This window comes from Achromobacter sp. NCFB-sbj8-Ac1-l, assembly GCF_052695805.1.
In genome coordinates this window covers 5354874-5379372 of record NZ_CP199812.1, presented here as the reverse complement: position 1 = coordinate 5379372, position 24499 = coordinate 5354874, and the positions used below count along the sequence as shown (strand labels likewise).

Annotated in this window: 18 protein-coding genes; 10 read left to right on the top strand and 8 right to left on the bottom strand. The window is 68.4% G+C overall.

The window, feature by feature from the left end; translation table 11 throughout:
- Positions 1-181 precede the first annotated feature (181 nt).
- Positions 182-1819, top strand: coding sequence for an ABC transporter ATP-binding protein (locus ACUDP5_RS24725; RefSeq protein ID WP_445657444.1), 1638 nt, complete (start codon positions 182-184; stop codon positions 1817-1819).
- A gap of 387 nt (positions 1820-2206) precedes the next feature.
- Positions 2207-7600 (top strand): autotransporter domain-containing protein, encoded by a 5394-nt coding sequence (locus ACUDP5_RS24720; RefSeq protein ID WP_445657443.1) that lies wholly within the window; start codon positions 2207-2209, stop codon positions 7598-7600.
- Positions 7601-7618: 18 nt separating this feature from the next.
- On the opposite strand, the gene ACUDP5_RS24715 is transcribed toward ACUDP5_RS24720, so the two are convergent.
- Positions 7619-8725, bottom strand: coding sequence for a hypothetical protein (locus tag ACUDP5_RS24715; RefSeq protein ID WP_445657442.1), 1107 nt, complete (start codon positions 8723-8725; stop codon positions 7619-7621).
- On the bottom strand, positions 8718-9362 hold the full coding sequence (locus ACUDP5_RS24710; protein ID WP_445657441.1) for a hypothetical protein: 645 nt from the start codon (positions 9360-9362) through the stop codon (positions 8718-8720). Before ACUDP5_RS24710 ends, ACUDP5_RS24715 begins: the two co-directional genes overlap by 8 nt.
- A 212-nt stretch (positions 9363-9574) precedes the next feature.
- Between ACUDP5_RS24710 and ACUDP5_RS24705 the strand changes: the two genes are divergently transcribed.
- Complete coding sequence (locus tag ACUDP5_RS24705; RefSeq protein WP_445657440.1) at positions 9575-12142, top strand: autotransporter outer membrane beta-barrel domain-containing protein; 2568 nt, start codon at positions 9575-9577, stop codon at positions 12140-12142.
- An 85-nt stretch (positions 12143-12227) separates the two neighbouring features.
- Here ACUDP5_RS24705 and ACUDP5_RS24700 read toward each other — a convergent pair whose 3' ends face one another.
- From ACUDP5_RS24700 to ACUDP5_RS24690, 3 genes are read right to left on the bottom strand one after another with little or no spacing between them, the layout of a single operon-like run.
- Positions 12228-13157, bottom strand: coding sequence for an alpha/beta hydrolase (locus tag ACUDP5_RS24700; protein WP_445657439.1), 930 nt, complete (start codon positions 13155-13157; stop codon positions 12228-12230).
- A 3-nt stretch (positions 13158-13160) separates the two neighbouring features.
- Positions 13161-14045, bottom strand: a complete 885-nt coding sequence (locus ACUDP5_RS24695; protein WP_445657438.1) for an alpha/beta fold hydrolase — start codon at positions 14043-14045, stop codon at positions 13161-13163.
- 37 nt (positions 14046-14082) lie between these two features.
- Positions 14083-15138, bottom strand: coding sequence for a sugar phosphate isomerase/epimerase family protein (locus ACUDP5_RS24690; protein ID WP_263910250.1), 1056 nt, complete (start codon positions 15136-15138; stop codon positions 14083-14085).
- 192 nt (positions 15139-15330) lie between these two features.
- Here ACUDP5_RS24690 and ACUDP5_RS24685 point away from each other — a divergent pair, with 192 nt between their 5' ends.
- The 4 genes from ACUDP5_RS24685 to ACUDP5_RS24670 all read left to right on the top strand — a co-directional run bounded on the left by ACUDP5_RS24685 (position 15331) and on the right by ACUDP5_RS24670 (position 18756).
- Entirely contained in the window at positions 15331-15930 is a 600-nt protein-coding gene (locus ACUDP5_RS24685) for a TetR/AcrR family transcriptional regulator (protein WP_263909973.1), read from the top strand.
- 155 nt (positions 15931-16085) lie between these two features.
- Positions 16086-17855, top strand: coding sequence for a thiamine pyrophosphate-requiring protein (locus ACUDP5_RS24680; protein ID WP_263909975.1), 1770 nt, complete (start codon positions 16086-16088; stop codon positions 17853-17855).
- A gap of 121 nt (positions 17856-17976) precedes the next feature.
- Positions 17977-18285: a DUF883 family protein gene (locus ACUDP5_RS24675; RefSeq protein ID WP_445657437.1), complete on the top strand. Its 309-nt coding sequence runs from the start codon at positions 17977-17979 to the stop codon at positions 18283-18285.
- Positions 18286-18351: 66 nt separating this feature from the next.
- Positions 18352-18756: a PRC-barrel domain-containing protein gene (locus ACUDP5_RS24670; RefSeq protein ID WP_445657436.1), complete on the top strand. Its 405-nt coding sequence runs from the start codon at positions 18352-18354 to the stop codon at positions 18754-18756.
- Here the strand turns inward: ACUDP5_RS24670 and ACUDP5_RS24665 are convergent.
- Positions 18747-19154 (bottom strand): MarR family transcriptional regulator, encoded by a 408-nt coding sequence (locus ACUDP5_RS24665; RefSeq protein ID WP_263909981.1) that lies wholly within the window; start codon positions 19152-19154, stop codon positions 18747-18749. The genes ACUDP5_RS24670 and ACUDP5_RS24665 overlap by 10 nt on opposite strands.
- A gap of 105 nt (positions 19155-19259) precedes the next feature.
- Here ACUDP5_RS24665 and ACUDP5_RS24660 point away from each other — a divergent pair, with 105 nt between their 5' ends.
- From ACUDP5_RS24660 to ACUDP5_RS24650, 3 genes are all read left to right on the top strand, one after another.
- Positions 19260-20396, top strand: coding sequence for an FAD-dependent oxidoreductase (locus tag ACUDP5_RS24660; RefSeq protein ID WP_445657435.1), 1137 nt, complete (start codon positions 19260-19262; stop codon positions 20394-20396).
- A 140-nt stretch (positions 20397-20536) separates the two neighbouring features.
- Positions 20537-21016 (top strand): type III secretion system chaperone, encoded by a 480-nt coding sequence (locus ACUDP5_RS24655; protein WP_263909985.1) that lies wholly within the window; start codon positions 20537-20539, stop codon positions 21014-21016.
- A gap of 12 nt (positions 21017-21028) precedes the next feature.
- Positions 21029-22390 carry a hypothetical protein gene (locus ACUDP5_RS24650; protein WP_445657434.1) on the top strand — a complete coding sequence of 454 codons (1362 nt, stop codon included), beginning with the start codon at positions 21029-21031 and terminating at the stop codon, positions 22388-22390.
- Between the two features lie 5 nt (positions 22391-22395).
- Here ACUDP5_RS24650 and ACUDP5_RS24645 read toward each other — a convergent pair whose 3' ends face one another.
- Complete coding sequence (locus ACUDP5_RS24645; RefSeq protein WP_445657433.1) at positions 22396-23625, bottom strand: hypothetical protein; 1230 nt, start codon at positions 23623-23625, stop codon at positions 22396-22398.
- Between the two features lie 76 nt (positions 23626-23701).
- Positions 23702-24430 carry a hypothetical protein gene (locus tag ACUDP5_RS24640; protein WP_445657432.1) on the bottom strand — a complete coding sequence of 243 codons (729 nt, stop codon included), beginning with the start codon at positions 24428-24430 and terminating at the stop codon, positions 23702-23704.
- Positions 24431-24499 lie beyond the last annotated feature (69 nt).

The window sequence follows — 24499 nt, the reverse complement described above, 5'->3', positions numbered from 1 at the left end:
ATGCGAAGAGGAAACGCGGGGCGCCGGGGCGCCGGGTATGCAAAACACTGATCCTAAGCAGTTGAGGCGGCGACCAGAAGGACGTTTTCCGCATGTCGATATGCGGATTCCGAGCGGTGATTTGCTTATCGCCGAACGGTCGTTAGGCGTGCGCCCGCAGCGTCTTACCATCGGCGGTCTCATGACCGAATTGCTCCGCATCCAGAACCTCACCGTCGACCTGCCGGCGGGCGCCGACCGCCCGCACGCGCTGCACGACCTGTCCCTGTCGGTGAACGCCGGCGAAATCGTCTGCGTGGTCGGCGAAAGCGGATCCGGCAAGTCGCTGACCGCGGGCGCCATCCTGGGCCTGTTGCCGCAGGGCGTGCGCGCCAGCGGCGGCCAGGTGCTGTGGCAAGGGCAGGACCTGCTGCGCCTGCCTCCTGACGCGCTGCGGCGCCTGCGCGGCCATCGCATCGGCATGATCTTCCAGGAACCGATGACGGCGCTGAACCCCTTGCGCACCATCGGCGACCAGATTGCGGAAGTGTTCCGCACGCATACCCGCCTTGCCGGCGCCGAGATCCGCCGCCGCACGCTGGAACTGCTGGAATCCGTGCGTCTGCCGGACCCGGCGCATGCGCTGGGCGCCTACCCGCATGAGTTATCGGGCGGCCAGCGCCAGCGCGCCATGATCGCCATGGCGCTGGCCCTGGAGCCCGCGCTGCTGATCGCCGATGAGCCGACCACCGCACTGGACGTCACCACGCAGGCGCAGATCCTGCACCTGATTCACGACTTGCAGCGGCGTCGCGGCACCGCGGTGCTGTTCATCACGCACGACTTCGGCGTGGTGGCGGAAATCGCCGACCGGGTTGCCGTCATGCAGCGCGGCGTGCTGGTGGAAAGCGGCTCGGCCGACGACGTGCTCGAACGCCCGCGCCATCCCTACACCCGCGCACTGATTGCCGCCGTGCCGCCGCTGGCGCCCGTCGCCAGCCGACAAGCGGTGGCGCCGGACGCACCCAACATCCTGACCACCCAGGCGTTGTCCAAGACCTATCGCAAGCGCGGCTGGTTCGGCCAGCCGGGCCGCGTCACGCATGCGCTGGACGACGTGACGCTGGCGCTGCGCGAAGGCAGCACGCTGGGCATCGTCGGTGAAAGCGGTTCGGGCAAGTCGACCCTGGCGCGCACCCTGCTGGGCTTGCTGGCGCCCGATGCCGGCGCCATCACGCTGGCCGGCGACACCGTGACGTTCAAAGGCAGCCGCGCGCGGCGCGAGCACGCGCGGCGCGTGCAGATGGTGTTTCAGGACCCCTATGGGTCATTGAATCCGCGTCAGCGCGTGGGCGAGATCGTGGCGCGCGGCCCCATCGTGCATGGCATGCCGCGGCGCGAAGCCTGGGCCCAGGCGCGCGAATTGTTCGAACTGGTGGGCCTGTCGCCGGACGCCCTGCGCCGCTACCCGCATGAATTTTCCGGCGGCCAGCGCCAGCGTGTCGGGCTGGCCCGGGCGCTGGCGATGCGGCCGCGGGTGCTGATCGCCGACGAACCGGTATCGGCGCTGGATGTGTCGGTGCAGGCCCAGGTGCTGGCCCTGCTGGCCCGCCTGCGCGAACAACTGGGCCTGTCCATCGTCTTCATCACCCACGACCTGCGCGTGGCCGCGCAGGTCTGCGACCACATCGCCGTCATGAAGAATGGCCAGGTGGTCGAACAAGGGCCCTGCGCGGAAGTCTTCGCGGCCCCCGCGCATCCCTACACCCGCGCGCTGCTGGCCGCGGTACCGGGCCGCCGCTGGGACCCGGACGCGGCGGCGGCGCGGCAGGCCGCCTGACCCCCCCGGCGGGGTGGCGGGCACACCCCTGCCGATACAGAGATAGCCATGTCGGCCGATGCCGCGCGCCAGCGCGCCATCGGCCGAGGGCTTTTTGCGGCAGGGAACCGATTCGGCTTGCATGTTACTCACCGGTAGGATTGGTGACGCGATCACCCCGGCATCCGCCTGCAGTGGCATGCCCGGGGGGGTCGTTAGCCCTGTTTGCAAGCCAAATTGTAAAAAATAATTGCAAGGCGTTATAGTCACGCCCCTGGCGCAAGCCGATGGCGCTATCGCCGTCGCCGCCCATTGTCATTCCGCGTCGCGAACGCCCCAGCATCGACTGCCGCACCCCAGGAGGATCAGGCCTTGAATCACGTGTACCGCTTGGTATGGAACCGCGCTATGCGCATGTGGCAGCCCGTTTCGGAACTGGCGGCCCAGCCGCGCGGGGGCGCGGCGCCAGCGGCGGTGTACGCGCCGGTGCGGTGGCGCTTGCACGCGGTCGCCGCGGCCCTGGGCCTGGGTCTGGCAGGTTGGGGGCCTGCGTCCCTGGCGGCGTGCTCCACGGCGGGTCTGACGGTAACGTGCACCACGTCGGCCAATCCCTTGATGCCTTATTACTCCAACGCGGTCAACAACTTGAGCGTGTCACTGAGCGAAAGCGGCTCGGTAGGCGTCCTGCTGGGCACGGGCGGCACGGCCATGCTATTGCAAGGCAGCAATCTGTCCGTGACCAACCTCGGCAAGATCGACGCGCACGTGTTGGGCGACGGCCTGTCCGCCCTGTCGTCGGGCCTGGTGCTCGGCCTGCCCGAAGCGTCGACGCCCGGGTTCAGCATCTATAACGTACGCAACGAAGCCTCCGGATTGATCCGGGGTTCGGGCACCGACAGCTACTCGGCGCAAATGGCCGACCTGACGGGCATGGCGCTGGCCGTCCACAACGGCGAGGGCGGCCAGACCATCGTCACCAACAACGGCACCATCTCCGCCAAGGTGCTGGCCAACGGCACCCGGGCCGGCGCGGATATCGCGGCCGTGGCGATCTACGGCGGCGGCGTGGCCAACTTCACCAACGGCGCCACCGGGACCGTCACCGGCCGCGTTGCATTCGAAGCGGCCACGGGCTCGAGCAATCGGTTCACCAACGCCGGCATCGTCAACGGCAGCGTGTCGATGGGCGCGAACAGCAACAACCTCTTTGTGGCGGAGTCCGGCTCGTCGATCGGTGCCCCTGGCCTGAGCGGCGCGACGATTCCCATCACGGTCGCTGCGGTGCCGGGGCTGACGTTCGCGGCGCCCGGTACCGTGGATGGCGGCGCGGGCGGCTCCAACTCGCTGAGGTTCGCCGATACCGCCAACCGCGGCCTGACGACCTCTGTCACCGCCGGCACCTACGTGAATTTCAACAGCCTGACCGTGACCGGCGGCACGTGGAGCCTGTCGGGCGGTGCGCTGCTGCCCGCGGGCAGCACGATTGCGCTCAATGGCGGCACGGTGCTGGTCGACAACAGCGGCGGCCTGGGCACCGGCCAGATCTCGGCGGCCGGCGGGGGCGTCGGCGCGTCGAGCGCGGGCGTGTCGGTGGGCAATACCTTCGTGCTCGGGGCTGGCGGGCTGACGGCGGGCGGCAACCAGGACTTCACGCTGTCGGGCCTGTTGACCGGCAGCGGCCGCCTGGCGGTGGCGAGCACCGGTGTGGTCACGCTGACCGGCTCGAACGACTACGCTGGCGGGACGACGGTCATGTCGGGCGCCACGCTGAAGGGGGATGCCAACAGCCTGAGAGGTTCGTTCGTCAATAACGGCACGGTCGTCTTTTCCAGCGCGGCCAATGGCACCTATGCGGGCTTGATGTCCGGCACGGGCGACCTGTCCAAACAAGGGAGCGGCACGCTGTCGATTGCCGCCACGCTCAATCACCAGGGCAACACCGCCATCGAGGCCGGCGTCCTGCGGGTCGCGCCGGGCGGTTCGCTGGCCGGATCGTCGCGCGTGACGTTGAACGCGGGGGCGGTGCTGGATATCTCGAGCGGCTCCGGCCAGACCGTCAACGGCCTGGCCGGCTCGGGAGGCGTGGTGTCGTTGGGCGCCAATACGTTGACGCTGCAGAACACGAGCGCGGCGGTCTTTGGCGGCATGATCGACGGCACGGGCGGCTTGATCAAGACCGGACTGCTGAAGCAGACCCTCACCGGCATCAATACCTTCACGGGCGGCGTCGAGATCCAGTCCGGCATACTGGCGCTGAGCGGGATGGGCAGCCTGGCGGCCGTGTCCCCAGTGACGGTGGGGGCCCAGGGCCTGCTCGACCTTTCGGCGGCCTCGAATGTCAGTTTCGGCAAGCTGGACGGCGCCGTCGGCAGCGTGGTGACCCTTGGGGCCGACACACTGACGCTTGGCGCCGGCGCCTACGACGGCATGATTACCGGCATTGGCGGCTTGACCAAGAATACGGCCGCCGCCCTGACCCTGAACGGCGTCAATATCTATTCCGGCCCGACCCAGGTGAACGGCGGCACCCTGTGGGTGGGGGGCGCATCTGCCAATGCCGGCGCCATCCTGCAAAGCGCGGTCACCGTGGCCAGCGGTGCGTCGATCGGCGGCTTCGGCCAGGTGCTCGGCAACGTCACCGTGCAGTCCGGCGGCCGCCTGACACCGGGGGCGCCTGGCGGCACCTTCACCATCAATGGCAATCTGACGCTGGCATCGGGCAGCCAGATGGATTATTCCTTCGGCGCGCCGGGCACTTCCGGCGCGGCCGGCGCGGGCCACAGTGTGCAGGTCAATGGTGACCTGACCCTGAACGGCGCCCAGCTCAATGCCAACGACGCGGGCGGCTTCGGCGTCGGGGTGTATCGCCTGTTCGACTACGCCGGGGCGCTGACAATAGCCAACAACGGTATCACCGGCTTGCCGGCCGGGCAGACCGTGCAGTACCTGGGTTCCGCCAAGCAGGTCAACCTGATCAATTCAGGCAACCTGATGCTCAACATCTGGAACGCCGACAGGCAGGCCACGCCCTCGCAGTTCGGTGGCGGGTCCGGCACCTGGTCCCGCACCAGCGCCAACTGGACGGACGCCACGGCCGCCTTGACCTCGGCGTTCTCGCCCTCGAACGGTTTTGCCATCTTCGGCGGCGCACCGGGCACGGTCACGGTGGATGCGGCGCAGGGCGATGTCGACGCCAGCGGTGCGCAGTTCATCGCCGATGGCTACCGCCTGAACGGCGACGCGCTCAACCTGGTGGCGCCGTCTGCCGGTGCATTGAGCGAGGTGCGCGTGGGCGACGGCAGCGCGCCGTCGGCGGGCTGGACCACGACATTGGACAACACCATCGCCGGCAATGGCCTGAACAAGACGGGCGCGGGCACGCTGGTGCTGAACGGCGCCAACACTTACGCCCAGACGCGCTTGTCCGCGGGCACGCTGTCGGTGTCGTCCGATGCCAACCTGGGCACGGCCCTGGGCGGCCTGGACTTCCAGGGCGGCACGCTGCGCGTCACCGGCACGGCCTTCCAGAACACGGCCCGCGCGATCTCGCTGGGCACGGCGGGCGGCGGGCTGGACATTGCCGACGTCGCCAACACCTTCACGGTGTCGCAATCGCTGTCGGGCAACGGCGGCCTGACCAAGCTGGGCGCGGGCACGCTGGTGCTGACCGGCGCCAACACCTACCTGGGCTCCACCACCGTGGCCGCGGGCAAGCTGCAGGTGGGCGATGGCGCCACGTCGGGCAGCATCGCCGGCAACGCCGACGTCCAGGCCGGCGGCACGCTGGCCTTCAAGCGCAGCGATCGCGTGGTCTACGACGGCGCCATTTCGGGCTCGGGCAACCTGCGCCAGGAAGGCACCGGCACGCTGGTGCTGACGGGCAACAGCACGTTCACCGGCATCACCACCATCGCCTCGGGGTCGCTGCAGGTCGGCGACGGCGCCAACAGCGGCACGCTGGGCGGCACCGTCATCAACAACGGCAGCCTGACGTTCAACCGCGCGACCGATTCGACGTTCGCGGGCGCCTTTGCCGGCACGGGTTCGGTCTTCAAGGTGGGCGCCGGCACGCTGGCCCTGACGGGCGACAGCAGCGCGTTCACCGGCACGACGCTGATGTCGACGGGCGGGCTGCAGGTCGACGGCAAGCTCGGCGGCACGGTGATCACGACCGCGCAGGACAACACGGTGTCGGGCACCGGCACGCTGAACCATCTGATGCTGGGCGGGGGCGCCACCTTGGCGCCGGGCAATGCCGCCACGCCGTTTGGCACGTTGAACGTACAGGGCAACCTGAGCATGCAGCCGGGCTCGTCGCTGCGCGTGGCCGCGACGGCCGATGGCCAGCACAGCGCCGTTCATGTCGGCGGCATCGCCAGCCTGGCCGGCTCGGTGCTGCACGTGGGCCAGAACGGCTCCTATGCGCCGTCCACGACCTATACGATCCTGACCGCGGGCGCGGGCGTGCAAGGCCGCTTTGGCGATGTGTCCAGCAACCTGGCCTTCCTGACGCCGTCGCTGGCCTATGGCGCGAACCAGGTGGACCTGTCGATGCAGCTCAAACAGGTGCCGGACACCGGCAACGGCGGCGCGGGCGGCAACAACGGAAACGGCAATGGCGGCAATGGCGAGAGCGGCGGCGGTACGCGTCCGATCCAGTTCGCCGACGTTGCCGTCACCAGCAACCAGCGTTCGGTGGCGGATGCGCTGCAAAGCCTGCCTGCCAATAGCCCATTGCGCCTTCGCGTGTTGAACCTGTCCACCGGTGAGCCGCTCGATGTCTTCAACGCCCTGTCCGGCGAGGCCCACGCGACCAATGTGTCGGTGGTGCAGGGGGTGGCCAACACCTTCGTGCAGGTGCCGATGAACCGCCTGCGCGCCAACCTGGCGGCAGGCATGCTGCCTGGCGTGCCCACTGCCCAACTGGGCCTGGGCAACGCGGCCGCCTTGCCGCAATCGTCGGCGCAGCCGCTGTGGGCGCAGGTCTTTGGCAACTGGAGCTCGCTGAGCGGCAACGGCAACGCGGCCCGCACCACGCAGAGCGACAGCGGCGTGTCCGTGGGCGGCGATGTGGCCGTCGGCGGCGGCTGGCGCCTGGGCGGGGCCTTGGGCTTTGCCAACAGCCGCAGCCGCACCGGCGACCGCGCGTCCAGCTCGCAGGCCGACAGCTACAGCGTGACCGTCTATGGCGGCAAGGCGTTCGACGCCGGCAGCGCCAAGCTCAATCTGAGCCTGGGCGCGTCCTACACCTGGCACGACATGAAGACCCAGCGCTACGCGAACGCCGCCGGCCTGCCGCAGACGCTGAAGGCCGACTACGACGGCAACACCAGCCAGGTGTTCGGCGAGCTCGGCTACGCCATGCCGCTGACCGACCGCGTCACGCTGGAACCATTCGTGGGCGCCGGCTTCAGCAGCCTGCGCACGCAGGGCTTCACCGAGTCGGGCGGCGACGCCGCACTGCGCGGCGATGCCGGCCGCAACAACGTCACCACCACCACGCTCGGCCTGCACGCGCGCAGCGCCTTCGACAGCGCCGGCGCGCAGGGCCAGCTGTTCGGCACGCTGGGCTGGCGCCATGCCTTCGGCGACGTCGATCCGGCCAGCACGATGTCGTTCGTGCAGGGCGGCCAGTCCTTCACCACCAACGGCGTGCCGATCGCGCGCGATGCCGCGCTGGTCGAGCTGGGCGTGAACATGGCGGTCAGCAAGCGCACCACCGTGGGTGTGAGCTACGGCGGCCAGTTTGGCGAAGGCAACCAGCAGCACTCGGGCATGCTGGACGTGCGTTACCGGTTCTGAGCGCCGAGAACCCCGGCCTTACTCGCAGGCCTTCGCATCGCGCCGCGACGGATCGATGCAGGCCTGCCAGGTCTTGTCACCGAGCGCCGTGACCGGCAGGAAGCGGGTCATGTCATGCACATACAGGAACACCCGGCCGGGTGTTTCGCGCAGCGCCTGATGAAACGGCGCGATCTGCTCAGGCGCCAGCACGACCTGGCCCTGCGCGTTGCTGCGGCCTTGCAGCAGCACGGTCTGCACGGCGGGGTCCCAAGAGGGCAAGGCGTCGTCGTCGAGCGTGTCGGCCGGCACGCGCACCACGCGCCAAGGCTCGTCGGGGACCTCGGTGGTGACGATGGGCGAGGCACCGGCCGGCACCGCCAGCACGCGGTCCGCCTTCGAAGGCGGCACGGCGTAGGTAAGCAGCGCGTCGGGCCGGTCGGGATCGGGCCGCGAGCGGTACAGGGCGCGCACCGTGCCATCCGCATTCAAGTCACGCACCACCGCGCCGGCCGTGCCGGCGCGCAGGTCGATGGTGCGCAGCAGCTGGCCGTCGTCGCCGCGCACGAAATAGACGGGGCGCGTGGGCGTGGCGTCGCACTGATCGGCGTACACGGCGTTGATGGCGCCGTGCGCATCGCGGGTCACGCAGGCCTGGCGCACCAGGTGGTGGCCGGGCGAAAACTCGGCGTAGGCGGACAGGCGCCCCTGGGCGTCATAGGCCAGCCGGTAGCCGCCGGCATCCAGCAGACGGCCGCGCACGATCTCGTTGCGGTCGATGCGGCACAGGCGGCCATCCGCGTCGCGTTGCAGCACGGCTGTGGCCGGCTGCCCGGCGGCGCTGGCGTAGACGCGCCAGTCCACGTCTTCGGTCCAGAAGCGCGGAGTGGGGTCGCCGTCGTTGGCGACCGAGATCAATTCACTGCGGGCCGGCACGCGTTCACCGCGCAGGCCCAGCAGGATGCCTTCGCCGTCCAGGAGCAACGCCAGGGGCTGGGCGCGCAGGCCTTCGGCGGCAGGGTCGGTGTTGAACGGCGTGGTGAGCGGCGGGCAGGCGGCCCAGCTCGGCGTCGGGACAAGCGCGAGCAGCGTGGCGGCCAGCGCCGGGGCCAGCCTGAAAGTCAGGTCACGCATCGGATCAGCCATGTTGCGCGTTGTCCATAAAGCGCACCACGTCCCAGAATTCCCGGGTGATGGCGCCCAGCCGCAACCGCGGGCCGTCGTCGAACACCAGGAACGGATAGGCATCGCGCTCCAGCGTGCCGTCCGGCGGCAGGTGATAGGGCTTGAGACGTTCAGGGTCGTTGAACAGCCGTTCCAGCCTGCCGCCGCCGTCGATGTGCAGGTACCAGGCGCGCAGCGTCAGGGGCGGCTTGCCCGGCGGCGTATCGATGTAGGGCCCGCCATCGCCGGCCACCACGGCCTGGCGCAAGACGCCGATGGTCAGGCGCGCGGCACCGCGAAAGGCGATGCCGCCCGACGCCGAGCCGCCCGGCTGCGCAGCCAGTTGCCGCACGAAGGCCACGGCGCGTGACGACGGTACGACGGTATTGGCGAACAGGCGTTCGATATCGGCATCGCTGGGGTCGCGCACCGCGGCCAGCTGGGTCAGGTCGTGTTCGAAGTCCTTGACCCACTGGCGGTAGCGCTGGGTCTCTGCCTGGCGGTCAAAGGCCTGGGCCGCGGGTGCCAGGAGCAGGCTGCACAGCAGGATCATCATGCAGCGCACCATTGTCCAATGGCGTCGCCAGGCCCATTCGATGGCGGGAGAGAGAGGGGGCATGCCAGGGTCTCCGGATAGGTGTCGTTATCGCTTGCCAGACCGCCGCGTCAGGGCCATTTGAACGGTCGGAGGAGCCGGTGGTTCAGTGGGGATTATAGGTACAGAAGGATTTCCACCCTGGGACGGCGCGAATCAGGTTTCTGCGCGTTGGCTTGGAACTCTTTTGGCCCTGGTGTTACTGATCGGAATCGTTGATGTACTGGACCTTCGCCATGACCACATTCTGTTCCCGCCCCTTGCCGCTCGTGCTGGCGCTTACCGCCGCGCTGTACAGTGCGGCGCCTGCTTTCGCCGCGGGCGCAGGGGGCAATGGCGCGGGTGGGATGCTTGGCGGCAGCGCATTTGGCGGACCGTCCCTGGTGGGCAATGGCGGCGCCGCGTTCGGCCAGCCGGGAGAGGGCGGGACCGGGGTCAGCGGGGGCTCGATTGGCAACAGCGGCGGTGACGTGTTCGGGTCGGGGGGGGCAGGGCAACCGGGCCGTCAGGCGCCGGTGGTGACCGTGAACGCTTCCTCGTCCTGGGTCGGCGGCGGCGGTGGCGGCGCCGGTCTGGTCATCGTCCAGTCGATGCTCGGGCTCACCTCCATGGGCGGTGGCGGCGGTGTCGGGGTGCAGCTATCGGGCGCCGGCGCGCAGCAACTGGACAACCAGGGGCTTATCCTCGGCGGTGGGGGCGGGGGCGGTGGGCTCATCGACTGGGGCGCCGTGCCCAATCCCGTTCCTGACCTGTCCAGCGCGCGGGGCGGACAAGGCGGCGCTGGCGTGGTTGCGGGAGCGGCCGGTGCAGAACTGGTCAATCGCGGGCAGATCTGGGGCGGCGGCGGGGGCGGCAGTGGGCGGGTAGTCACGCTGGACAGCAATCACGCGTCGGTCAGCCTGCTCAACCGCGGCGGCGACGGCGGTACGGGCGTCGTGCTGGCCAGCGACAACCAGCGTCTGCTCAATCAGGGGGAAATCCGCGGTGGCAACGCCGGGTCGGGCGATCCGACGCTCTTTGGCCTGGGAGGCATTGGCGTGCAGGCGTCCGGCAATGACACGGTGGTCACGCAACAGGGCACGATCATCGCGGGCCTGGACGGGACCGGCGCTCGTGGCGTTGCCATCTCGCTGTCGGGCACCGGCAGTACCCTGGTGCTGGCGCAGGGTTCCACGACCCTGGGCGACGTGGCATTCGGCACAATGGGTGGTAACCGCCTGCAGCTCTCGGGCGGCTCGACGGCCACGGTGGCCCTCAGCGGCAATCTCACTTTCGGGACGACCGGCATCTATACCGTGCGCGCCACGCCGACCGCCATGGACCGGCTGAACGTCAGCGGCCAGGCGGCCCTGTCGGGCGCCACCGTCGAGGTGGCGGCGCAGCCCGGCACCTACAACGAACATTTCAGCCAGGTCGTCCTGACCGCGGGTGGCACCTTTACCGGATCGCGCTTCACCGGGGTGACCAGCGACCTGGCCTACCTGACGCCGTCGCTGTCTTATTCGGCCGACGACAAGCAGGTGACGCTGACGCTGACGCGCACGCTGGTGCCGCCGGTGGACCCGGTCACGCCCGTTGATCCCGTCAATCCGGGGGCACCCGCCAATCCCGGCACGCCGGTCGATCCCGGTACCGGTGGCACGCCATTGCGTTTTGCCGATCTGGTGTCCGGGCGCAACGCCCGCGCCGCGGCCAATGCGGTCGAATCGATGCCGGCGTCGAACAGCGTCTACGGCGCGGCCATCGGGCTGCCGGTCGGCGCCCCGCAAGGCTTTTTCGCCGGCCTGTCGGGCGAGGCGCATGCCACCGTGGCCTCGGGCCTGAACAATCTGACCAGCGCCGTGCGCAACACGCCGCTGGATCAACTGCGTGGCAACCTGGCCGCGGGCAGCACGTCGGGGGCGCCGACCGCCGCCGCGGGTGTCAGCGACGCGGCACCGTTGGCGTCGACCCTGCCGGCATCGCAAGCGCGTCCGGCCTGGGCGCAATTGATCGGTAACTGGCAAAGCATCGGCGCCAGCGGCGGCAATGCCTCGGCGCGCCAGCACACGGGCGGCGTGTTCGCGGGGGGGGATGGCGCGGTCGGGGGAGGGTGGCGGCTGGGCGGCGCGGTAGGGTTCACGGACTCGCGGCTGACGGTCGATGATCTGGCTTCGCGCGCTGATGTCTCCAGCTACAGCGCCATCGTCTACGGCGGCAAGGCTTTCTCGGTCGGCGCGGGCAAGCTCAACCTGATGGCGGGCGCGGCGTATTCCTGGCACGACATCCAGACCCGCCGCCAGATCGGCGGGGGCGGACTGGACCAGACGCTGTCGGCAGACTACGGCGGCAACACGACGCAGGTGTTCACTGAACTGGGTTACGCGTTTGGCGTCACTGACGGCCTGACGCTGGAGCCGTATGCCGGCGTGGCCTGGGCGGGGCAGCGCGTGCGCGGCTTCAGCGAATCCGGCGGCAGCGCGGCCCTGTCCGGCGAATCGAGCAAGAACGACACCACCACCACCACGCTCGGCCTGCGCGGCAAGCAGGCCGTGACGTTGGGCACGCTGGCCGGTTCCATTTCGGCCGGCCTGGGTTGGCGTCACGCGTTTGGCGACCTGACGCCGACTTCGCGCCTGGCCTTCGATGCGGGCCAGGCCTTCACCGTCACCGGTGCGCCGATCAGCCGCGACGCCGCCTTGGTGGAATTGGGCGCGGACCTGGCCGTCAGCCGCGGCGCGACCATCGGCCTGGCCTACGCGGGCCAGTATGCCAGCGACAACCGCGACCATACCGGCCGCATCGAAGTGCGCTGGCAGTTCTGAGCAAGCCTGGGCCCCGACGAACCCGGCTTTTCACCGGGCGATGCGCGGCGGCACGGATGCGCCGCGTGCGCCACGCTTGCCACGGTCACCACGCTTGCCTGGCCAACGCCTCGCCCGCCAGATCGAACAGCCGGCGTGCGTCGGGTGTCAGCCCCAGCATATGGATGCAGGCGTGCACCATGCCTGGCAGCAGGTGGTCGCGCGCGTCCACGCCGGCCTCGCGCAGCTTCCTGGCGTAGGCCTGCCCTTCATCGCGCAGCGGATCGAATTCGCAGATCAGCAGCGTGGCGGGCGGCAGGCCGGCCAGGTCGGCGCGCAGCGGCGATGCATAGGGCGACGCACCGTCCGACGCGTTCACCAGATAGGTGAACCAGCAATAGCGCATGACTTCTTCCGTCAGGAAGAAATTCTGGCCGTACGCCTGGTAGGACGCGGTGGAGAAATCATGGTCCACCACCGGATAGCACAGCAGCTGGTGGGCGATGGCCGGACCCTTGCGGTCGCGCGCCATGATCGCGGCGGCCGCGGCAAGGTTGCCGCCTGCGCTGTCGCCACCCACGGCGATGCGCGCGGGATCGATGCCCAGGCGGTCCGTGTGCTCGGACACCCAGACCAGCGCGCTGTAGAAGTCTTCAAGCGGAATCGGGAACTTGCTTTCCGGCGCCAGCCGGTAGTCCACCGACAGCACCTTGCATTGCGTTGCGTTGGCGAGCGCGCGGCAGGGGTTGTCGTAAAGCTCCAGCGAACACTGGAACCAGCCGCCGCCGTGCGCGAACACCAACGCCGGCAGCACGGCATCGGGCGCCGCGCCGTCAGGGGTATAGGCGCGCACGCGGATCGGATGGCCATCGTGGCCGGGCACCGTCCAGGTGTCGATGGCCGCCACGTCTTCCAGCGGGCCGTGCAGTTCACGCAGGCCGACCTCGGCCGCGGCGCGGCGCGCTGCGAGGTCCAGCGGCGCGGCCACCGACGACAGGCGCCGCAGGTAGGTATTGATGCGGGGATCCAACGGCATGGCTCAGCCCTCGCGCGACAGGAACGGCAGCAGGTGCGCCAGGAATTCGTCCGGGCACTCTTCCGTCACGAAGTGGCCGCAGTCCGGGATGATGGCGCCGCGCACGTCCGTGGCCGCGCGCTGCATGGTCACCAGCGGGGCATCGCGGGTGGCATGCTCGGCGCCGATGGCCAGCACCGGCATCGGCAGCGTTGTGCGGGCGCGCTCGGTGTTCTGGCGCACCGTCTCGGGTATCGCGCGGTAGTAGGCGAAGCCGCCACGCAGGCCGCCCGGCGCGGCATACGCGTCGATGTACGCCTGCGCCGCCACGCGGTCGCGGCGGTGCGACCACTTGTCGAACATATACGTCAGGTAGGCCTGTTCACGGCCGGCGATCAGCGCCTCGGGCAGGTCGGGCAGGCGATTGAACATGAAGTGCCACAGGAACACGTTGTCGGCGGGCGGAGCGAAGATCGTCGGCTCGGGCGCCAGGCCGGGAATCACGGCCTCGGTCAGCGCCAGGCGAGACACGACGCCCGGAAAATCGCTGGCCAGCGCGTAGGCCACCCACATGCCGATGTCGTGGCCCACCACCTGGTAGCGGTCATGGCCCAGTTGCGCCATCAATTGATGCAGCGTGGCGGCGATGGCGCCGGTGTCGTAGCCGCAGGTGGGATGGTCGGAATCGCCCGTGCCGGGCGGGTCGACGGCAATGGCCATGTAGCCCTGGCCGGCCAGCGCGTGCATCACGTGGCGCCAGGTCAGCCAGGTTTGCGGCCAGCCGGGAATCAGCAGGACCGGCGTGCCGCTGCCAGCGATGGCGCAATGCACGCGCGCGCCGTTGACGATGAGATAGCGATGCGAAAACTGCGCGCCGGCGGGAAGGTAGGCATCGTGGGGATGGGTCATGACTGCGTGTCCAGATTCGTTATGGTTGGGGTGTGATTCAGGCAATGCCGAGCAGGGTGTTGATCTGGCGCTGGTCGATCGCGGCGCCGGCGAAGTCATCGAAGATCTTGTCGGTCACCGGAATGATGTGCTGCTTGATGAAGGCCGCGCCTTCGCGTGCGCCGGTCTGCTGGTCCTTCAGGCAGCATTCCCATTCCAGTGCGGCCCAGCCTTGGTAGCCGTGGTGCGCCAGCTTGGAGAAGATCGCCTTGAAGTCCACCTGGCCGTCGCCCAGCGAGCGAAAGCGCCCGGCGCGGTTCACCCACGATTGATAGCCGCCGTAGATGCCCTGGCGCCCGGTCGGATTGAACTCGGCGTCCTTCACATGGAACATGCGGATGTGGTCCTTGTAGATGTCCAGGTAATCCAGGTAGTTCAGCTGTTGCAGCACGAAATGGCTGGGGTCGAACAGAATGCCGCAGCGGGCGTGGCCACCGACGCGTTCGTGGAACATCTCGAACGTCACGCCATCGTGCAGGTCTTCGCTGGGATGGATCTCGAAGCACAGGTTCACGCCTTGCTCGTCGCAGGCGTCCAGCACCGGCAGCCAGCGGCGCGCCAGTTCGTCGAAGGCGGTTTCGATCAGCCCTTCGGGACGCTGCGGAAACGGAAACAGGTAGGGCCAGGCGAACGAGCCCGAGAACGTGCCCATCTCGGTCAACCCCAGCCGGCGCGAGGCCTGGGCGGCCAGCAGCAGGTTGCGGCGCGCCCATTCGGTGCGCGCCTGCGCATTGCCGCGCACCTGGACCGGCGCAAAGGTGTCGAACATGGCGTCGTACGCCGGATGCACCGCCAGCAACTGGCCGAAGATGTGCGTCGTCAGTTCGCTGATCACCAGGCCGTGGCCGGCCAGCATGCCGGTGATCTCGTCGCAGTAGTCCTGGCTGGTGGCGGCCAGTTCCACGTTGAAAAAGCGCTGGTCCCAGGCGGGCACTTGCAGCGCCTTGAAGCCCAGTCCGGCCGCCCATTCGGCGACGGCGGGCAAGCTGTTGAACGGCGCGGCCGCGTCGCTGAATTGCGCCAGGTGGATGCTGGGGCCTTTGAGGGTCTGCAGGGCGGGGGCTTGCTTGGTGTGCGTTTGCATGATGATGTCAGTCAGTGAGTTGCCGTGGATCGGCAGGTGCAATTGTTTGTCGACCGACAAAGAATAGACCGAAAGTGGCACCGCACGCAAGCGCCGTGGTGCGCGGCGCTATCGCCACGCGCGGCGGTACACTACGAAAAACATCAACTCTTCAGGCACGACATGGCAGGCAGACCCCGGGAATTCGACCGCGACACCGCGTTGCAACAGGCCATGCTGGCCTTCTGGCAGCATGGCTACGAGGGCACCTCGATGGCCGACCTGGTCGCCGCCACGGGCCTGGCATCGGCGCGCCTGTACGCCGCCTTCGGCTCCAAGGAAGCCCTGTTTCGCGAAGCCGTCGAACGCTACGAAACCGGCGACGGCGGTTTTGCCGAAGCCGCGCTGCAATCGGCCGACGTGCGCGAGGCGGTCGAGAAAATGCTGCAGGACGCCGTCGCGACCTACACGCGCCGGGGGCGTCCACAAGGCTGCATGGTCGTCACCGCCGCCACCAACTACGCAGCCGACAACGAACCCGTCATGCGTTGGCTGACCTCGCACCGCAAGGCCCGCACGCAGTCCATCATCGACCGCCTGGAGGCCGCGCAACGCAGCGGCGAACTCAAGCCCGGCACCGACGTGCAAGCCCTGGGCGATTACTACGCCGCCGTCCTGCACGGCCTGTCGGTGCAGGCCCGCGACGGCGTCAGCCGTGCGCGCCTGCTGGCCTTGATCGGGCCGTCCATGGCGCCGCTGGCCGAGGCCATGGCCCGCCGCTAGCCCGACCCCGCGCGCGACCAGCAGGTCGCCCTGCGCCGTTGTTGCCGGCTTTTGTAGTCGGCACACTCCCGGTTCTCCACGCCAGCCCGGCACCGCCGGGAACGGGATTTGCGTAGCCATGGGATTGACCCAGGCAAGCGCAAAGGAGAACTGACATGCAAACCGTATCCGACTTCGTGCTGGACCGGTTGGGCCAGTGGGGCGTGCAACGCATCTACGGCTATCCCGGGGACGGCATCAACGGCTTGATCGGCGCCTTCGGCCGCAATGACAAACTGGAATTCGTGCAGGCCCGCCACGAGGAGGGCGCCGCCTTCATGGCGTGCGCCCACGCCAAGTTCACGGGCCAGGTGGGCGTCTGCCTGGCGACGTCGGGCCCAGGGGCCATCCATCTGTTGAACGGCCTGTACGACGCCAAGCTGGATCACCAGCCCGTGGTGGCCATCGTGGGCCAACAGGCCCGCAGCGCGCTGGGCGGCGACTATCAGCAAGAGGTCGATCTGGTCAGCCTGTTCAAGGACGTGGCCCACGATTTCGTGCACATGGTCACCTCGCCACTGCAGGCGCGGCACATGGTGGACCGCGCCATGCGCATTGCGATGGAACGGCGCAGCGTGGTGTGCCTGATCTTTCCGAACGACGTGCAGGACCTGGAGGCCGTGCCGACGCCGCCGCGCGAACACGGCACCGTGCACACCGGCATCGGCATCACCTCGCATGCTGCGGTACCGCAGGCGGCCGCCCTGGCCAATGCCGCCGACATCCTGAACCGCGGCGAGCGCGTGGCCATGCTGGTGGGCGCCGGCGCGCTGGCGGCCGGCAACGAAGTGCGCGCGGTGGCCGAATGCCTGGGCGCCGGCGTGGCCAAGGCGCTGCTCGGCAAGGCCGTGCTGCCCGATGCGCTGCCCTACGTCACCGGCGCGATCGGCTTGCTGGGCACCCAGCCCAGCTGGGACATGATGAATGAATGCGACACGCTGCTGATGGTCGGTACGTCCTTTCCGTACGCCGAATTCCTGCCGCGCGAAGGCCAGGCGCGGGCGGTGCAGATCGACGTGGACGGCCGCCAGCTCAGCCTGCGCTATCCGGTCGAGGTCGGCCTGGTGGGCGACGCCCGCCTGACGCTGGAGGCCCTGCTGCCGATGCTGGAACCGAAGGCTTCCAGCCGTTGGCGCGAGCGCATCGAGAAACAGGTGCAGCGCTGGCAGGAAACGGTCAAGGCCCGGGCGATGGTCGAGGCCAGGCCCGTGAATCCGCAGCGCCCGTTCCTGGAGCTGTCCAGCCGCTTGCCGCCGCACAGCATCGTCACCTGCGATTCCGGTTCCGCGGCCAATTGGTACGCCCGCGACGTGCAGCTGCGCGAAGGCATGATGGGGTCGGTCTCAGGCGGCCTGGCCAGCATGGGCTGCGGCGTGCCTTATGCGGTGGCGGCCAAGCTGGCCTACCCGGGCCGGCCCGTGATCGCGCTGGTGGGCGATGGCGCGATGCAGATGCTGGGCATTAACGAACTCATCACCATTGCGCACCGCTGGAAGGACTGGAGCGACCCGACCCTGGTGGTGATGGTGCTGAACAACGGTGACCTGAACCTGGTGACCTGGGAGCAGCGCGTCATGGGCGGCGACCCGCGCTTTGTGGCGTCGCAGGAATTGCCTTCGTTTTCGTATGCGGACTATGGCCGCATGCTGGGACTGGAGGGTATCCGCGTCACGTCGCCCGACGATGTCGGCCCCGCCTGGGACCGCGCGCTGGCTGCGGGGCGCCCGGCGGTGCTGGAAATCGTGACCGACCCCGAAATGCCCCCGTTGCCGCCGCACGTGTCGATGAAGCAGTTCGGCGCCTACATGGCGGCGCTGCGCAAGGAAGAACCCGGCGTGGGCGCCGCGGCCTTGCGCGCGACGATCAAGCAGTGGTGGGCGAGCTGAACGCAGCGTCGCAGCCCGGGCACGCCGCTTGCGACGGTATGGGGTCCCCGGGGCGGCCATTGCGCCGGGGCACAGGCCGGGACAGGCCTGATTGAACCGGTCATTTCTTCAAGGAGGTGCCATGACTACACGAAACGGCGACGGCACGACGTTGCGCGACCTGATATCCGGAACCGAGAACCTGCTGCGCAGCACGGCCAGCTACAGCGGCGCCGAGGTCGAGGCGGCGCGCGACCGCCTGAAACAGCAGCTCGATACCGCGCGGGCCGAGGCCCGGGGCTTGAAAAAGCGGGCGTGGCGGCGCGCCAGGGATGTGTCCGAGGCCACCGACGGCTACGTGCACGAAAACGCCTGGAAGAGCATTGCCGGGGCGGCGCTGGTCGGTGCGCTGGCCGGGATGTGCCTGATGTCCGAGTACCGGCGCCGCTAGCGCCGCCTCGGCATTTCACGATTTCACGATGTACAGCGCGGGAATCCCCCGCACAGGAGAGTAGCGATGGAACAACAGCAAACCACGAATATCGTTGGCGGCCCCAAGACCTCGGCCCAGGGGCCCGGCCCGGAAGTCATGGCGGCCAACACGCTGGAAGGCAATGATGTCTACAACGCCGAAGGCGAAACGCTCGGTGACATCAAGGCCATCATGATCGACGTGCCGCGTGGGCGCGTGGCCTACGCGGTACTGTCGCGCGGCGGCATCCTGGGCATGGGCGAAAAGCTCTTTGCCATTCCGTGGGCGGCCCTGAAGCTGGATACCGACCGCAAATGCTTCGTGCTGCACGTGGACAAGGAAACCCTGAAGAACGCGCCGGGTTTCGACAAGGACAATTGGCCCCGCATGGCCGATGAAACCTGGGCCCGCGACCTGCACAAGTACTACAACCAGGATATCTACTGGTAGGCGCTTTCCACCAGGCGCAGCAGCAGCCGGGCCAGCAGTTCACGTTCCGCCGGCTCGAAGATTGCGCAGGCCTCGTCGTCCATCTGTTTCAGGACGGCGCGGCCTGGCTCCAGCTTGCGCATCGCCGCGGGCGTCAGCGACACCAGGCTGCTGCGCCCGTCAGTCGGTGACGGTTCGCGCCGCACCAGTCCGTCGCGTTCCATGCGCGCCAGCAACTGCGCCATGCTGGGTTGCTCGACCCCTGCCGTTTCGGCTAATTCCTTCTGCGTCAGCTGGCCGCCACCCTTCAATGCCACCAGCACCGGCAATTGTGATGCCGTTACGCCCAGCGGCCGCAGCCGCTCGTCGACCTGTTTGGCCATGACGCGGGCGTACTGGTTGATGAGCAGGGTCGGCATTTGCCGGGGTTGCCAATCGATGGGGCCAGGCATGGATGTCCTTTTATTTTAATAGGCACCTATGTAATATGCATAGGTGCCTATCAAGTTAAAGGAAATGCCGCCATGCCGCAACCCCTTGCCATCGCCATCATCGGCGCCGGCCCTGCCGGCCTGACCGCCGCCAACGTGCTGCAACGCCACGGCTGGCGCGCCGACATCTTCGAGGCCGACGCCGCCCTGGGTGCCCGCGACCAGGGCGGATCGCTGGACCTGCATCCCGGCGAAGGACAAGTGGCGCTGCACAAGGCGGGCCTGTTCGATGCCTTCATGGGGATTGCCCGGCACGAAGACCAGGAACAGCGCCTGGCCGACCATGCTACGGGCGAGCTGCTTCGCGAGGAAATCCCCGAGCCTGGCGCCGGCGATCGTCCGGAAATCGACCGCGTGGTGTTGCGCGAACTGTTGCTGCAACGCTTGGCGCCCGATACGGTGCACTGGGGCGTACGCCTGCAGGCGGTGGTGGCACGCCCCGACGGCCGTTATGACCTGCGATGCCAGGGCGGCCTGGCTGGCCCCTACGACCTGGTGGTGGGCGCGGACGGCGCCTGGTCCAAGGTGCGCGCCGCGCTGACGCCCGTGCAGCCGGTCTACACCGGCGTCACCTTCGTGGAGTTGTGGCTGGCCGATGTCGACCGCCACCACCCCGAGATTGCCCGGCGCGTGGGCCACGGCACCTATTTTTCGATGCATGGCGGCGCGGGCATCGTTGCGCAGCGCAACGGCAACGCCACCCTGCGCGTCTATGCGGCGATCCGCACACGCCCCGAAGAAACGGACCGCCCCGATCTGGCGCTGGCCGGCATGACGCGCGAAGACCTGTTGGCGCGTTTTCCCGGCTGGGCGCCGTCGCTATTGGCCATGATCCGCCAGGCGGACCGGATCGCGGCGCTGCGGCCCATCGTCGCCTTGCCGCCAGGCACGCGCTGGCCCCACCGCGCGGGCCTGACCCTGGTCGGCGATGCCGCCCACGTCATGCCGCCGCTGGGCGTGGGCGTGAACCTGGCGATGCTGGATGCGGCGGAACTGGCCGAAGCCCTGGTCGGCGGCGACGACTGGCGGGCGGCGCAGCAGCGTTACGAAGCCCGCATGCTGGACCGCGCTGCCGAGACCGCGGCGCAATGCGCGCAATCGTTTGAAGAGATGTTCGAGGAAGAGGGCGGGCTGGCCTTGCAGGCGCAGCGGGATGCGCTTCGACCTTAGCGTCTCGCCAGGGCCGGCACGACGCGCGCCCTGCGATGGAACCTCGCGGCCATGCCGGTTACTAATGCCTGGATCGCCTGAACCCTCTGGGCGCAGGCTCCGGTGCGCCGACGTGCGCACCTCACCCCGGGGAGAGGACCATGCCTGCCGAAGTCTTTCGCTTGCGGGTTGCCGAGCTTGGCCAGTTGCTCGGTCAACCCGACTTGCCTGTCAACGACGCGCAAGTCTGTTCGATTCAAGTGAACGAGTCATGCTGGGTGCATATCAGCTACGACGAAGAGCATGACCGGGTGCATTGGACCGCGCTGGTGGGCAGCGTCGTCGGCGCGGGCCACGCCTCGCTGTTGCGGCATCTGCTTCGCTGCAACATGCAGAGGGCACTGACTGCCGGCGGCTATTTCGGCGTAAGCGAGCTGACCGACGCCATTACCTATTGCTATCACGAACCGCTCGAGGTCCTGCACGCGCAGCGCTTCGGCGCCGTGTTCGAGTCCTTCAGCGGCATGGCGACGTATTGGACTGCGCGGCTGGCCGAGCGCGCCGCGCGGCAAAGCGCAGTTGACGAGAGCGTGGCTACCGCAAGCGCCGGCGATCCGGGCGCATTGATCAACCGGGCCTGAGGAGGGCAAGACATGGGTATCGAGAGCAACATCCAGAATCCTGTCGGCATGGAACAATGGCGGCAGATCGCCCACGCGGGCGACACGATGCGGGTGGTCCTGAACGGCAGCGGCGGCGTCCATGGCCAGGATGCGCCGCAGACTGCGCCCGACTACGCAGTTCAAAACCAGCAGGCATTTGACAACCTGTTCTCGGCTTTGCATGGGGCGGGACATTCCGATCAGGCGATGGGAGTGCTGCGTGACTTGTTGGAGCGTACCCGGGATAGCGGCCTGCCGCTGACGGGCGCATTGGTGCATCAAGCGCTGCATGTGGCCAATGACTTCGCGCCGCCGGATTGCGTGGCGCTATGCCGCAAGTGGGATGTCATCGGTCAGACAGACGTATTGTCCCCGCGTACCGACCTGGGCTATGCGTTCCACGATGAACTCGATATCGTCATGATGAACCGGTTGATTGCGCAGTTCGGCGCCGACGCCCAGCCCGGGCAGATGCGGCAAGGGTTGGAAGAGATGATTTCCCAATTGCGCGATGCACAGGGGATCGGCCCGGAAATTCGAGAAAAGACCGATTCGGTGCTGCGCATGCGGTTGGAGCAGGTTCGCTTCGGAGAGCGTGCCGGACAGCTGGCCCACACCGCATTGGGCAAGCTCGATGATGCCGCCAGCGATGCCTACAAACTGGTCATGGACGGAAAACACCACGCTTACGGTGCGGCCTACTTCGAGAACGAGCGCGGCTACATGGCGGGTATGTTGAGCGCCTTGAACCTGATGCTGGACGAAGTGACACAGCCACTGACCGCGGACAGCTACCTGGCCTTGCATGACACCGCCGTGGCGGGGGTGCATAAGCGCGACCAAATGGGAACGGGTAGCCTGTTTCAGCAGGGGTATCGGGACAACGAAGGGGTCATGTTCGGCTTGGGCCTGAGCAACTGGTCCGTGGAAGGCAGGCTGGAATTCGAGGCGTCGGCCAAGGCGAGCGATCACCACGCCTGGGTGAAAATTATGCCGCATCCCGAGCAACTGGTGGACTACGTGGTGGCGCAGGCCAAGCCGGCGCAGCAATGCAGGGACAAGGCGGCCGCCATCATCCAGACCTACCACGATGAGCTTGCCCTGGCGCAGGATGAAGAAGGCAAGCTTGCCTGCATCGCCAAGTGTTGCCAGGATCTTGACCAGCATCACCTGTTCGCGGACGGCAACATCCGCACCGCCGCGTTCCTGACGCTCAACAAGCTGCTGCTGCAGAACGACATGAGTCCGGCGCTGTTCGAGGATCCCAACGTGCTGGACATGCATTCGATCAAAGAGATCGTCGACTTCATCCGGGCAGGGCAGGCGCTGTACGGCGCGTTGTTGTCGACCTGATCGTCTCAGTCGGTCGCCAGGTACGCCTGTCCGCCCGGCTTCAGATACTGCGTCAAATCGCTGAACGGCACCAGCGCCAGCGTGCCCAGGCAGATGCCCGACGCATGGCCCACGCCGGACACCGACAGGCTCAGCGCGCCGGGCGCCTGGGCGCCCAGCACCAGGTTGTCGGGCCACAGGCTGGCGCAGCCATCCTTGGACGGGTCCTTGGTGGTGCCTTCGGCTTCGGCAGCGGCCAGCGTGCGTTGCACGGTGGCCGTGATGTCGACCAGGGTCGGGCTGGCCTGGGGGCGCCCACGGCCGCGGGGCGCGTAGGCGTCGAAGACGCGGTTCCAGTCCAGGTATTCGCCGCGCAGCAGGTCGTAGGTGTAGGGCTCGAAATGGTTGTCGGGGTGTGCGCCGCCGCAATCCAGGCTGCCGCTTTCCGTCACGGTCATCAGCGCTTGCGACAGCCAGGTGACGGTAATGACTTCGTCATCGAAATTGCCCAGCGTGCCCGCGGATGGGAAGTCACCCATGCGGGTATAGGCCTCGCCCATGCATTGCAGCGCACCCAGGCTCTTGCGCCAATGGCGCTGTTCCAGCAGATGATTCACCCGCGCGCGGACCTGTTCATCGGGGTGGCGCGTCAGGCGCGGATACGGAAACCGCGTGCGCGGGTCGCGCCACATGCGGTAAGCCACCGCGCCGCGGCCGATTTCGTCGCCCATGGGTTCGGCATGGCCGGCCAGTTTCAGCGTGTCGTACGGGGCTTGCGCGGCATTGATCTCGGGGAAGGTGGCGATGCCGTTGTGCACCTCGGTGGCGGGCGGCGTCTTGGGGTCGTACTCGGCCACGCGGCGCAGTTCGAACGTGCGCTGCTTGCCGCTGCGCGCGTCCGTCCAGGTGCCGCGGTACCCCTGCGCGTCGCGCACGCCCTGCCAGGTGGCCGCGGTGGGCGGCGTGTCGGCCGATGCCGAATGGCCCGGTTGATCGCGCTTCCAGAAGGGCGGCGGTTCCGCCAGCGCCTGGGCGGTGCCGTGCAGGGGAATGTCGACGCCCGCCTTCGGGTAGAAGTAGCGCCCGTTCAGCGCGCCGTCCGCGGCCGCCTGGGCGTCCAGTTCCATCACGACCTCGCCGGCGCCTTGCAACGTGCCGGTATAGACGATCTTCGGGGCGGCGTGGGCGTTGCCCAGGGCCAGGCAGGCCAGTGCGCCAAGCAGGCAAGCTTGCAACGGGGTAGAAAAGCGGAACATCGGATCGCCGTCCAGGAGTTTGGGGGTCGGATCACTATACAAGAGTCCGCGTCGGCGCTGGTACCGGGGCCTGTCGTTACGGCAGCGGTTCCCAGGCGCCGCAATCCGGCCTGACGCCCAGGCGGGCGCCATTGCCACGCACCTGTTCTTCATCCTGCTGCGCAGCGTCGGCGGCGACGTCGAACGCGATGCCCAGCGCATCCGCCACGCGGGCGTCTTCGATCGGCAATTCCCAGGTCAGGAACACCTGAGACAGGTCCCGCGCGTCGGGAAAATCCGCCTCGTCGAAGCGGCTGGCCCCGCGCGGCACCACGCCGTGCGGCTGGCAGGTGTCGAACAGCAGGGCGGTGCCGCGCCGCAGTGCAATACGCTGGCCGGTGCCGGGGTAGATCAGATCCAGCCCCTTGTCTTCGCTGATGAACAGATTGCAGAAGGCCGCGCTGCCGTACTGCATGCCGTCGTGGTGGTAGCGCGCGCCGCGGCAGGCCATCAACGCGATGTCGCTGCAGGCCAGCACCTCGCCCAGGCCCAGCGCGGCGGTCCAGTCGCGCATGGCCCGCAGGCACTGGTGGTAATCGGGCCAGCGCGTCATGGTGCGCGCCAGCGGCATCTGTTCCACGTCGCCGGGGTCCAGCACCAGCCGCGATTCGATTTCCCGGGCCCAGTCGGCCGCCAGGCGGGCGGGGGCTTCGGGCACGTCCAGCGTGGCCGTGGCCACGCGGGCGCTGACGCTGCGGCTGCGGATGACGTCGCCGCTCCAGAAATAGGAGGTCAGCGCTTGCGGGGATGGAAAGAGGGCGGGCATGGCGGCGATCATGTTACCGCCTGGTGCGGGCCTGTGCCTGTCCCGCCCCACCCTCAGCGTTTGGCCCCG